Below are 12849 nucleotides of genomic sequence, written 5' to 3'. Positions count from 1 at the left end.
CCCCGGTCGGCCTCCCGACCGGGGGTTTTGTTTTTTCAGCCCCAACACTTTTAGCGACACACCAGACATTCAGAGGATTCAAAACATGAACTACGCCACTTATTACCGTTACGACAGTTTTACCGCCTGGCGATTTACCACCCTCCGCTCGGGACAGCCTGCCGCCTCCGATCGGTCACCCACAGGTGGCAAGCACACACACGCAGCCAATCCGGCCAATTGTCGAACACCCCAGTAGGGCCGAGCGCGCGGGCACGAACCCGCCACCAGCCCAGGAAGCCTTGAATATGAACTCGTCCGTCTCCGCACTGCCGCTGTCCACCATGAGCCCTGCCAATGAAGCGCTGACCCTGCGCCTGCCCAGCTCATTGCAACTCAAACAGCAATTGCCCCTCGGCAACGCCCTGACCCGGCAAGTCGCCGCCCACCGCCAGGCGGTTCGCGCGATCCTCAACGGTGAAGATTCCCGACTGCTGGTCATCGTCGGCCCCTGCTCGATACACGATCCAAAGTCAGCCCTCGAATACGCCGGTAATCTTGCCCGCCTCGCCGCCGAAGTCAGCGACGAAATGCTGCTGGTGATGCGTGCCTACGTGGAAAAACCCCGCACCACGGTTGGCTGGAAAGGCCTGGCCTACGACCCGCACCTCAATGGCAGCGATGACATGGCCGCCGGCCTGACGTTGTCCCGCGAGCTGATGCGCGAAATGCTCCGCCTGGGCCTGCCCGTTGCCACTGAGCTGCTGCAACCGATGGCCGCCGGCTACTTCGACGATCTGTTGAGCTGGGTGGCGATTGGCGCCCGGACCACGGAGTCGCAGATCCACCGGGAAATGGCCAGCGGCCTTGGCATGCCTGTAGGGTTCAAGAACGGGACAGACGGCGGTGTCGGTGTCGCCAGCGACGCCATGCGCTCCGCCGCTCATCCTCATCGCCATTTCGGTGTCGATAACCAGGGACATCCGGCGATCATTCAAACCCCGGGCAATGCAGACACACACCTGGTATTGCGCGGCGGCCATCGCGGGCCGAACTACGACAGCGCCAGCGTCGCCCAGGTGAACAGCGACCTGACCAAGCTCAGGATTCCGCCTCGAATCATGATCGATTGCAGTCACGCCAACAGCGGCAAAGACCCGTTGCGCCAGCCAGCCGTGTTCCAGGATGTACTTGAACAACGCCTGCAAGGTGATCGTTCGCTGATCGGCATGATGATCGAGAGCCATTTGTTCGAGGGCTGCCAGCCGTTGAGTTCACCGCTGAAGTATGGCGTGTCAGTTACGGATGGCTGCCTTGGCTGGTCCGGGACGGAAATGTTGTTGCGCGATGCAGCGGATAGATTGCGGAAACAAATTCGCACTTAACAATCGCTCTGGTGTTGAGCTCCCTTGCGCCCTCTACGGCGCAAGCTGAGTTCCTCGCTCCCCGTACAATTTGTAACGTTTAGATGCTGCATTCGTGAATGCTTTTGGACGACGATTGAAGCACAAGAGTTCTGACGAAAAAAATCTGAATGATTATGCATGGAAGCAAATCTACAGAGTAAGAAAAAAGTAACGCCAGCTCGATTCAAGCAGGCACAGCGCATTATCATCAGCAGTAACGAGGTCAAGGATGGATAAAAAATATTTCACTAAACACTTACTATTGAGCGCGCTGTACCTGATTACAGCTAGTGCTGCTTTTTATATTGATGACAACCTTTTTTACCATGACATTAAACTTGTCACACTTATGCTACTCAGCACATTGCTATACCCACTCTCTAGGTACTTTACAACCGCCAGCGCCTACAAACTGACAGGACCGGAGTTCTGGAGAAAGGATTTTTTTATCAAGGGAGACTCTACAGGAATAAATGCACTTTTTATATTTTTTTGCCTCGTCTTCGCCATCCCACTGGGCAGCACTTACTTGATATTCATGATATTAAAAAGGGGGTGAAAGCTGCCACCCCCTTTACACATCAGAGATTTATCACGTAGTCGTTGATCTTGCCCACCAGTGCATCATCAATCAATGCCCCCATCACAGCCGTTAGCAATGCAAATCCCAGAATAGTCAAGGGTGTCGCGGCCGTCAGGCCAAACATGAACGCTACCAGAGTGGTTGCACCCTTACCCACAACTAAAGACTCAACTTTTACAAAAAATGGCACCCAATCACCACTCCTAGATGATGTTTTCGCTTCAGCGAGCAAGCTGAAAAGATCAGTGATGTTACCAATAGCCTTCAGACCTTTACCGAATGCCGTCAGGTTTTTAGACATCACATCTTTATCTAGAGCGTCAAGAGCCCGAGCAATCGCTTCCCGGTCCTTGACTCCAAACTTCTTGCTCAAAACATTCTTATACTGATCAAAAGCCTTTATTGCCTCACCAGCATTACGAATCGTCTTCCCTTTGGCATTTTTCGAAAGTTCTTTCGCCAGCGCCTCGGCTCTTACACCAAATCGCTCACTCACCTCCTTATAAAAATCCATGGTAAACTTGATTGCACTCTGGATCTGTTCAGCTTCATTCGACCGCTCGGCCAAGCCGCCCAAGGCGCTTGAAGTTGAAGTCAGGTGTCTTGCAGATTCGGCCTTCAACAAGGCGTCGTGGTAGCTGAGCCACTTTGTCCCAATCGGGGTGTGGGTTTGCAGATAAACCAACTCATTGAGAGCCTCTAATTCAGGCTTGCTCAATGGCGAACTGATCTTCGGGTTCGCCGCTGTGAAATTGATGGTTACACCACCTCTTTTGAATGGAGGCGGTGCAACGACAGGTCTGATCTCTGCCATTTTGGTCGAAGCCATACGCTCTAGCGTCGCCTTGTAATGTAACAATACTTGAGTTTGGGTCATGCCAGTCAGGGAACCTGCCGCAGCAACGAGCTCTGTTTGAAGAAACTCGGGAAGTTGCTGAGCGTGAATATCCAGTTCCAAACCAATAATGCTAAGTCGCTGATTCTGCACAGCGAACCATGCGGCGCCATCTAGAGGAACAACCGACTCCGCTTGGCTTCTGCTGTTAGCCAGCTCGGCAAGTTTGCCAGCCAGAATATCCACCGAGAGCGAAAGCGCTTTGAGCTCCAATGCAGATTTATAGACGTTGTCAAACATGGAATACAGGCTCATGAGAGCTTGGGAGTCGGCGCTACCGGAGTTCAGAAATTCACGCATTTTCTGACGCGGCAGCACCCCCATCATAAAGAATGGACTCTGACCATAAAGGCCGTAGATATTTGGCGCAATGGATATGTATTGCTTCTTTTTTGAGTCAATAAATTCCAGGGTGACCTGTTGGTCTACGGCAGCAGATTCTGAGGGTGCTAAAACTTGAGCGCTTTTTGCAGCGACTTTTCTTTCCTCCAATTCACGCGCGGTATCGGTGATGAGTGTATTGAATCGTGCATTGTATTCATTATCAATCTGCTGCTGACTGTAGACTTGTTCGTTCATAAACTCGGCCATAACGTTTGGCAACGCGATATCCCGAATTCCACTTGGACCTCCCTCCCCTCTACGTGGCCCGTCCTGCAACCCCCATCCACCATTATTTCCGCTGTAACCACCGCCACCACCAGGACCGAAGGTTTGCTGACGCCCAGCAACAATGTGCGTAGGTTTAATGTAGTAAGTTTCGCCTCGAACAAATCCATCATCTGCCATGTGTAACTTCCTCCATCAATCCATTGAAAGTTCGCCATCCAACAATCGACATCGAACGAGGCCTATTGAACGTCATAAAAAAATCTTGTGATGTCAGGAGAGCACTAAGTGCTACAGGGAATATTGATATTGATGTGGTAGGAATTAGCGCTTTACAACTTTCTACCAAACGAATTACGTCGAGATATTTCGGCGAAGACCGTCCATAAATTCGAATGTACCTACTGATTTCCGTCTTCTTCAATACTCATGAAACTTTCGTATACCCCATTTCCGTCAATGGCTTTAGAGTTAGGCGTAATACCACTCACACGAATGTTTGCGAAGATGTGCGATATGCAAAGGAATGCAAACACCTGGTATTCAATACTGCTGGCCCACGACTTTTCGGCGTCGAATGAATCGGCAAGTTCGAGGTCTTTGACGACACCAGGTAGACGCGGAGGAGCGCCGGAGCAAGGGTGTCCGTTCCCTGCGTATCAGCCACTTATGACAACGAAGTACTTGATGATCAATTGCTTACGCAGATCGAGCGGGTACTGGAAAGAACTGGTGCACGCAAAGTCAACCTCATAGGACATCGCCACGGAACACTGACCACGCGGTCGCCCAGGCAAAAAGCGACCTGACCAGACTCGGGATCCGACTCGAATCATGGTCGATTGCAAGCCGTGTTCAAGGATGTATTTGAGGCACAGAACAACTGTTACTTGAAGCCGCAGACCGACTGCGAGCGTCGAACAACGCCCGATAATCACCATCCTCCGTGCGCCCTCCAGCCTTCATGGAAAGACTGGAGGGCAAATGGCAATCAATGTCCCATCAGGGACTGCACCTGAACCAGTGTCACCCCCGATTGCTGACGGGTGCCGTCAAGGCGCTCGACTGAACAGGAAACACGGATCGCAGTATCTCGATGTTCCCTCCAGAACGGGTAGGGAACGATAAACACCAATGGCTCACCCGCGATGTCCCTGGTTATTACGCGGTCGTCACAGTGATTGAATTTCTCCCCGTCGCATGTCAGGCAAATCCGTTCTCCTTTTTCAGCCTTGGGGTTTTCGATGACGACAGACACGCCATCCTGCGCATCTTGCAGATCCACCCAACCCTCGTTGGCTTCCAGCACAGTGGGTGCTCGCAGCGGCCGCCGCTCCAGGATGCCAATCATCAGTGCCGTTACTTCAGAATAACGAGGCCCCTGCCCCGCCTGCTTGACGCAATAGTCGACGGACACCGAGGAGCCCAGGTTGAGCGCAATGCACTCCGGACTGACCCAAAACGACAGTTCCTCCCCCACAGCGAAAGCCTCGACCTTGAGTGCATCACTGAAACTTGCTTCAACCGAAACACCCGCCCAGGTCAGCAACACCCAGTCGCCCGCCGCCATGCGCGCATAGGGTTTGATCGTAACGATCGCCCCTTCCTTCACCCGATCCGGATCAAGCGTTCTCCCCACCGCATCGCTCACCGTCGCGGGTAACAGGTCGCACTGCACATCACCGACACTGAGCTGCAATCGACGGGAATGCACGGGCTCGGCCAATCGGGTACTGGTGAGTGAGTAACCGATTTCCAGTGAACCACCCTCAAGCGCCTCGATATGCATGCTACCCACGGCAAAGATAATGTCCTCGCCGACCCGGTCGTCACTGACAAAACGCGCCACCTGGTGATTGCAGGCAAGGCCATCGGCATCCAGCCCCGCCCAATTCAATAGCAATTTGTCGCCGCAGGTCATGCCTGGATAAGGCCGGACCCTGATGACGGCTTTTTTTTCACAGGGATTGAGAACGCCGTTTTGCGCCTGCTCAAGGATCGGCGGTGGCAATGGTTGCTGGGCGAGATTCAAGGTGTCGGGTTCATAAACAGTCATTCATTCGCTCCATTCCCTGGAATAAACACCGGACAGGTGGCCGGCTCCGTACGGCTATTTAACCTCATGCCGAACAGTCGTGATGTCGGCCTCTCACTCCGACCTGCTCGGAAAATCGATACATGCAAAGTAGGTCTTTGATCAGCAGCAACCTGATTGCCGCGAAAAGTCCTCGATCTATTCCGACTAAGGCTTCAACTGCTCTTGAGCATTCGCACTTGTTCTATTCCGTTTTCCTCTAGTTTCGGCGGACTTTTCATACATCGCGCCAACCTCGAGTGTTTTAGAGTGAAGCGCCATGCAGTCCCAATGAACTTCTGCGTAAAGGTATGAACATGCAAAGGAATGCAAGCACTCGTTACCCAATACTGCTGGTCCACGGGCTTTTCGGCTTCGAAAAAATCGGCAAGTTCGAGCTCTTTCACGACATCAGGCAGGCACTGAGGAACGCCGGAGTCAGGGTGTTCGTTCCCCACTTGTCGGCCATCCATGACAACGAGGTACGCGGAGACCAATTGCTCGCACAGATCGAGCGGGTAATGGAAGGAACCGGTGCGCGCAAAGTCAACCTCATAGGCCATAGCCAGGGCGCACTGGCCGCACGTTATGCCGCAGCGATTGCGCCACACAGCGTGGCGTCGGTCACCTCCGTCAGCGGGCCGAACCATGGTTCGGAACTGGCCGACTTCCTGCGCAAGGCATTGACACCGGGATGCCTGCCGGAACATGTGGCCGAGACGGTGGTGACTCTGTTCGCCGACTTCCTCGCGACCTTGAGCGACAATCAGTATCAACCGCGAAACGCCATTGCCGCCCTCAATGCGCTGACCACCGAAGGCGTAGGCGCATTCAACGACAAATACCCGCAAGGGCTGCCCACCACCTGGGGTGGCAAGGGGTGCGAACAGGTCAACGGTGTTCGTTACTACTCGTGGAGCGGCGTGCTGCCAGCGAATGTTCTCGAACAAGGGCGCTATGCGCTCGATCCGCTCAATGCCTTTTGCCGGGCCCTTTCCGGTTATTTCGTCACGGAAAGCGAACAGAACGACGGTTTGGTCGGTCGCTTCAGCTCCCATCTGGGCACGGTTATCCGGTCCGACTATGCGCTGGATCACCTGGACTCCATTGGCCAACCGACCGGGCAACTGCGTAGGGGTGTCGACCCGATTGATCTGTATGTCCAGCATGCCAGGCGCTTGCGGGACGCCGGCCTTTGAGCACCCACCTGCCGTGGATCCCCCGTGGAACGGAACTTTGAGGAGAAATCGCTCACTGAATCCGGTAGGCTCAGCACTTTATCGAGTATTGAAAGGAGTATTTTCCCATGGCTAAAGCCACTGCCCGTCACATCCTTGTTGCCTCCGAAGCCAAGTGCAACGAACTCAAGGCCCAAATTGAGGCTGGCGCCGATTTCGCCGAAGTTGCCAAGGCAAACTCCACCTGCCCATCCAGCCGCCAAGGCGGTGACCTGGGTTCGTTCGGGCCGGGCCAGATGGTCAAGGAATTCGACACCGTGGTCTTCAGCGCACCACTCAACGTGGTCCAGGGCCCGGTCAAGACCCAGTTCGGTTTCCACCTGCTGGAAGTGACCAGCCGTCAGGACTGATCGACGCCTGAGTATTCACACGACGGCCCGCCTATTGGTGGGCCGTTGTGTTTGTGATGCGCAATACGGCTGGCGAGGGACGCGCCGCTAGCGTACAAATTGTCGTTAACGACTACCCGGCTCTAAGGCTGACAATGCGACTGGTTTTCCCTACCTTGCTGTTCACGGCCGTGGCCCTGCTGATGGGGGTCTCGGGTGTGAATGCGGCACCGCAACAGGCAATGACCGTGTACGGCGAACCGGCCAAATACCCCACCGGCTTCAGTCATTTCGCCTACACCAACCCGCAGGCCCCCAAGGGCGGTACGATGCGGCGTTCGGCGATCGAAATCGGTCAGTTCGACCATGTCTTGCCCTACATCGACAAAGGCATCGGCGTTACACAGGTCGACGGTTTGCTCTATTCACCGCTGGCCCAGCGCTCCCTGGACGAGCCTTACACCGTGTACGGCCTGGTGGCCGAGAAGATGGAGCGCTCCGAGGACGGCCTGTCCCTGCGCTTTTACCTCAACCCCAAGGCGCGTTTTGCCGATGGCAAACCCATTACTGCCCAAGACGTACGCTACACCTTCGACCTGCTGATGACCCAGGGCAGCCTGCGCTACCGCACCCAGTTCGCCGACGTCAAAGGCGTCGAGGTGGAATCGCCACTGACTGTGCGCTTTGATTTCAAGAACAACGAAAACCGCACCCTGCCCCTGGACATCGCGACCTTGCCGGTGTTTCCCGAACACTGGTGGAAGAGCCGCGATTTCGCAGGTGGCGGTGGTTATGAAGCGCCGTTGGGCAGCGGCCCCTATAAAGTCGGCAAGATCGATTCGGGACGCAGCATCACCTTCGAGCGCAATCCCGACTGGTGGGGCAAGGACCTGCCGGTCAGTCGCGGCCTGTACAACTTCGATCATTTCAGCATCGAGTACTTCGGCGATACCGACGTGGCGCGCCAGGTCCTGCGCGGAGGCGCCTATGACTACAATCGCGAATTTTCCGCCACCGGCTATTCCATCGGCTACGACAGCCCGGCCCTGAGCGACGGTCGCCTGCAAAAGGCCCACCTCGCCACCGAGGCGCCGCAGCCGGCCCAGGGTTTTGTGTTCAACCTGCAAAAGCCCATGTTCCAGGACCGTCGCGTGCGCCAGGCGCTGGTGATGCTGTGGGACTTCGAGTGGAGCAACCGGCAGATGATGCGCGACATGTACATCCGCCAGCAGAGCTTTTTTTCCAATACCGACCTCGCCGCCCGGCAACTGCCGGATGCCGGTGAACTGGCGATTCTCGAACCGCTGCGCGGGCAGATTCCCGACGAAGTCTTCACGCAGGTGTTCGAAGCGCCGAAGACCGACGGCAGCGGCGTGATTCGCGACAAGCAGTTGCAAGCCCTGGACTTGCTCGAAGAGGCCGGCTGGAAACCCGATGGCGACCAATTGGTCAATGCCGACGGCGAGCCGCTGACCTTCACATTCCTGGTCAGCCAGAACGGCATGGACCGCCTGCTGCTGCCCTATAAACGCACGTTGAAACAGATCGGCATCGACCTGAACATCCGCCGCATCGACTCGTCCCAGTATGTCAATCGCCTGATGAGCCGCGACTACGACATGATCGTCACCGGCTACCCGGTCACCACCTCTCCGGGGGGCGAACTGGTCAATTACTTCGGTTCGGCGGCGGCCACCGACCCTGGCTCCAACAACTACATGGTATTGAAGAACCCGGCGGTGGACACCCTGATCACCGGGCTGATCCGCGCCAATACCCAGGCCGGCATGCTGCACTACGCCCATGCCCTGGACCGGGTACTGCAATGGAATTACTACTGGATTCCCAACTATTACCCGCCGGGTACCTCGACAGTGTGGTGGAACCGCTTTGGTATCCCGAACGAGCAAGCGAGCAATGACGAAGCCATCGAAAGCTGGTGGGAGATGAGCACCACGCCATTGACCAACCAACAGATGACGGCCGAGCGTATCAGCCGTGGCAAACCCGGAGGGCCGCACTGATGTGGGCTTACATATTGCGGCGCCTGCTGCTGATCATTCCGACGCTGGTGATCATTCTCCTGGTCAACTTTGTCATCGTCCAGGCCGCGCCAGGCGGGCCGGTCGAACAGGCCATTGCGCACCTGCAAGGCATTGGTGGCGCCGCGGTTGGTGGCAGTTCCGGCGAAGCCATGAGCGGCAAGTCCCGGTCCAGCCGAGGGCTCGATCCGCAGTTGATCAAGGACATTGAAAAACAGTACGGCTTCGACAAGCCGGCACACGAACGCCTCTGGCTGATGCTCACCAGCTATGCGCGCCTGGACTTCGGCAAGAGCTTCTTCCGTGGCGCCACCGTCACCGACCTGATCCTCGAAAAAATGCCCGTGACCATCTCCCTCGGGCTCTGGGCGACGCTGATCACCTACCTGGTGTCGATTCCCCTGGGCATCCGCAAGGCCGTGCACCATGGCAGCCATTTCGACATCTGGAGCAGTACCGCGATCATCATCGGCTATGCCATGCCGGCGTTCCTGTTTGCGATGTTCCTGATCGTGGTCTTTGCCGGCGGCACTTCGCTGAACTGGTTTCCGGTTCGCGGGCTGGTCTCGGACAACTTCGAATCACTGTCGACCCTTGGCAAGGTGGCCGACTACTTCTGGCACCTGGTGTTGCCGGTAACCTCGCTGGTGATCGGCGGCTTCGCCACACTGACCATCCTGACCAAGAACTCGTTCCTCAATGAAATCACCCGCCAGTACGTGGTCACTGCCCGGGCCAAGGGCTTGAGTGAACGACGGGTGCTCTACGGGCACGTGTTCCGCAACGCCATGCTGCTGGTGGTGTCGGGCATTCCCCAGGCGTTCATCAGTGTGTTTTTTGCCGGTTCCCTGCTGATCGAGGTGATCTTCTCTCTCGACGGCCTGGGCCGCATGAGCTACGAAGCGGCGGTATCGCGGGACTATCCGGTGGTGTTCGGCTCGCTGTTCATCTTCACCCTGTTCGGCCTTCTGATAAAACTGGTCGGCGACCTCTGCTACACCCTGGTCGACCCGCGTATCGACTTCGCCGCGAGGAACGCCTGATGCTCAAGCTTTCACCGCTGGCCCGTCGTCGCTTCGAGCGTTTCAAGAAAAACCGTCGGGGCTGGTGGTCGCTCTGGCTGTTTATCGGTCTGTTCCTGATGACCCTGGGCGGCGAACTGATCGCCAACGACAAACCGCTGGTGGTCAGCTATCAGGGCCAATGGTACTTCCCGGTCTTCAAGCGCCACACCGAACAGGCGTTCGGTGGGCAGCTGCCGTTCCAGGCCGACTACCGCAGCGACTACGTGCAGAAACTGATCAAGAAGGATGGCGGCTGGTTGCTGTTTCCACCGATTCCGTTCAGTGACGACACGCCCAACTACGACCTGAACACACCTGCCCCCAGCCCGCCCTCCAGCGTCAATTGGCTGGGCACCGACGACCAGGCGCGGGACGTTCTGGCCCGGGTGATCTTCGGGGCCCGGGTGTCGATCCTGTTTGCCTTGATGCTGACCTTTGTCAGTGCCCTGATCGGCATTGCCGCCGGGGCCCTGCAAGGCTATTACGGCGGCTGGGTGGACTTGCTCGGCCAGCGTCTGCTGGAGGTGTGGTCCGGGTTGCCGGTGCTGTACCTGCTGATCATCCTGTCGGGCTTCGTCGAGCCGAATTTCTGGTGGCTGCTGGGGATCATGGCGCTGTTTTCATGGCTGGCCCTGGTGGACGTGGTGCGCGCCGAGTTCCTGCGCGGGCGCAACCTGGAATACGTCAAGGCCGCGCGCGCGCTGGGCCTGACCGACCGCAAGGTCATCGTGCGGCACATTCTGCCCAACGCCATGAACGCGACCTTGAGCTACTTGCCGTTCATTCTCACCGGGGCGATTTCCACCCTGACGGCGCTGGACTTCCTCGGCTTCGGCATGCCTGCCGGCAGCGCTTCCCTGGGCGAACTGATCGGCCAGGGCAAGCAGAACCTGCAAGCTCCGTGGCTGGGGCTGACGGCGTTCTTCACCCTGGCGCTGATTCTTTCTTTACTGGTGTTCATTGGCGAAGCCTTGCGCGACGCTTTTGATCCTCGATCTTGATTCGGAATGTAGAGATGACCAACCTGATCGAAATCCGTGACCTCAACGTGGCCTTCAGCGGCCAGACCGTGGTGCGCAATCTGTGCCTGGACATCCGCCCCGGCGAATGCCTGGCGCTGGTGGGCGAATCGGGTTCGGGCAAGTCGGTGACGGCCCACTCGATCCTGCAACTGCTGCCGCAAACCGAGTCCGAGACGACGGGCAGCATCCGCTATCGCGGCCAGGAACTGGTGGGTGCCGATGCCGGCAAGTTGCGACAACTGCGCGGCAATCGCATCGCGATGATCTTCCAGGAGCCGATGACCTCCCTCAACCCGCTGCACAGCATCGAAAAACAGATCGGTGAAACCTTGCTGGTGCACAAAGGCCTGGCGGGCAAGGCGGCGCAAGCGCGGATCCTCGAATTGCTGCACCTGGTAGGCATCCAGAAACCCGAGGAGCGCCTCAAGGCCTATCCCCATCAATTGTCCGGCGGGCAGCGCCAGCGGGTGATGATCGCCATGGCCCTGGCGTGCGAGCCGGAACTGCTGATTGCCGATGAACCGACCACCGCGCTGGATGTGACGGTGCAACGCAAGATCCTGCTGCTGCTCAAGTCCCTGCAACAGCGGCTGGGCATGTCGCTGCTGCTGATCAGTCATGACCTCAATCTGGTGCGCAGCATCGCCCAGCGCGTGTGCGTAATGAAGGCCGGGGAAATCGTCGAGCAGGCGCCTTGCGAAGTCCTTTTCACTGAGCCGAAGCACCCTTACAGCTGCGTATTGCTGCACGCCGAACCCGAGGGCGAAGCCTTGCCCCGGGACGAGCGCGAAAACGTACTGGAGGTGGACAACCTGCAGGTGCGGTTTGCCGTCGGTGGTGGCCTGTTCCAGCGCAAAACCTGGCTGCGGGCCGTCGATGGCATCAGCCTGAATATTCAGCGCGGCAAGACCCTGGGCATCGTCGGCGAATCCGGTTCGGGCAAGTCCACCCTGGGCCAGGCGATCCTGCGTTTGCTCGACTCCGAAGGCGGTATCCGCTTTCAGGGCCAGGCGCTGGATGGCCTGACGCAAAAACAGCTACGGCCATGGCGCAAGAAGATGCAGGTGGTGTTCCAGGACCCCTTTGGTAGCCTCAGCCCGCGAATGTCGGTCGCGCAGATCATCAGCGAGGGCCTGGAAGTGCACAGCCAGTTGAGCACAGAAGAATGCAACGCCGAAGTGATCCGGGCGCTGAACGAAGTCGGTCTTGACCCGCAAAGTCGCCATCGTTATCCCCACGAGTTCTCCGGTGGCCAGCGTCAACGCATCGCCATCGCCCGGGCGCTGGTGCTCAAGCCGGCGTTGATCCTGCTCGACGAACCGACCTCGGCGCTGGACCGCACGGTGCAAAAACAAGTGGTCGCCCTGCTCCGTCAGCTTCAGGAAAAATACGGGCTGACCTATCTGTTCATCAGCCATGACCTGGCTGTGGTGCGCGCCCTGGCCCACGACATGATCGTGATCAAGGACGGCAAAGTGGTGGAACGCGGCGCCAGCCATGAGGTGTTTGACTCACCGCAGCATCCGTACACCAAGGAGCTGTTGGCGGCGGCGCTGTTGGGGCAGGCATAATCCGTCGCATGAAGTTGGACCGAGGCGCGGCCTTCGT

9 protein-coding genes are annotated in these 12849 nt (G+C 57.3%); 7 read left to right on the top strand and 2 right to left on the bottom strand.

Annotated features, from left to right (window positions below; genetic code table 11):
* Window positions 1-287 precede the first annotated feature (287 nt).
* Window positions 288-1364: a 3-deoxy-7-phosphoheptulonate synthase gene (locus ACM6G4_RS19030; RefSeq protein ID WP_414914345.1), complete on the top strand. Its 1077-nt coding sequence runs from the start codon at window positions 288-290 to the stop codon at window positions 1362-1364.
* 602 nt (window positions 1365-1966) lie between these two features.
* On the opposite strand, the gene ACM6G4_RS19025 is transcribed toward ACM6G4_RS19030, so the two are convergent.
* Window positions 1967-3652 (bottom strand): colicin-like pore-forming protein, encoded by a 1686-nt coding sequence (locus ACM6G4_RS19025; RefSeq protein ID WP_414914344.1) that lies wholly within the window; start codon window positions 3650-3652, stop codon window positions 1967-1969.
* An 811-nt stretch (window positions 3653-4463) separates the two neighbouring features.
* Window positions 4464-5528, bottom strand: a complete 1065-nt coding sequence (locus ACM6G4_RS19020; protein ID WP_414914343.1) for a hypothetical protein — start codon at window positions 5526-5528, stop codon at window positions 4464-4466.
* A 335-nt stretch (window positions 5529-5863) separates the two neighbouring features.
* Between ACM6G4_RS19020 and ACM6G4_RS19015 the strand changes: the two genes are divergently transcribed.
* The 6 genes from ACM6G4_RS19015 to ACM6G4_RS18990 all read left to right on the top strand — a co-directional run bounded on the left by ACM6G4_RS19015 (window position 5864) and on the right by ACM6G4_RS18990 (window position 12812).
* Complete coding sequence (locus ACM6G4_RS19015; RefSeq protein ID WP_414914342.1) at window positions 5864-6745, top strand: esterase/lipase family protein; 882 nt, start codon at window positions 5864-5866, stop codon at window positions 6743-6745.
* 107 nt (window positions 6746-6852) lie between these two features.
* On the top strand, window positions 6853-7134 hold the full coding sequence (locus tag ACM6G4_RS19010; RefSeq protein WP_008051985.1) for a peptidylprolyl isomerase: 282 nt from the start codon (window positions 6853-6855) through the stop codon (window positions 7132-7134).
* A gap of 134 nt (window positions 7135-7268) precedes the next feature.
* Window positions 7269-9137: an extracellular solute-binding protein gene (locus tag ACM6G4_RS19005; RefSeq protein WP_414914341.1), complete on the top strand. Its 1869-nt coding sequence runs from the start codon at window positions 7269-7271 to the stop codon at window positions 9135-9137.
* Window positions 9137-10198, top strand: coding sequence for a microcin C ABC transporter permease YejB (locus tag ACM6G4_RS19000; protein WP_056724441.1), 1062 nt, complete (start codon window positions 9137-9139; stop codon window positions 10196-10198). Before ACM6G4_RS19005 ends, ACM6G4_RS19000 begins: the two co-directional genes overlap by 1 nt.
* Window positions 10198-11220: an ABC transporter permease gene (locus tag ACM6G4_RS18995; protein WP_056724439.1), complete on the top strand. Its 1023-nt coding sequence runs from the start codon at window positions 10198-10200 to the stop codon at window positions 11218-11220. The genes ACM6G4_RS19000 and ACM6G4_RS18995 overlap by 1 nt, the downstream gene beginning before the upstream one ends.
* 14 nt (window positions 11221-11234) lie before the next feature.
* Window positions 11235-12812 carry an ABC transporter ATP-binding protein gene (locus tag ACM6G4_RS18990; protein WP_414914340.1) on the top strand — a complete coding sequence of 526 codons (1578 nt, stop codon included), beginning with the start codon at window positions 11235-11237 and terminating at the stop codon, window positions 12810-12812.
* Window positions 12813-12849 lie beyond the last annotated feature (37 nt).

It is taken from the genome of Pseudomonas sp. IT-P258 (assembly GCF_949767825.1).
Taxonomy (GTDB): domain Bacteria; phylum Pseudomonadota; class Gammaproteobacteria; order Pseudomonadales; family Pseudomonadaceae; genus Aquipseudomonas; species Aquipseudomonas monachiensis.
The sequence above is the reverse complement of the archived record's forward strand: the minus strand, read 5'-3'. Positions and strand labels throughout refer to the sequence as shown.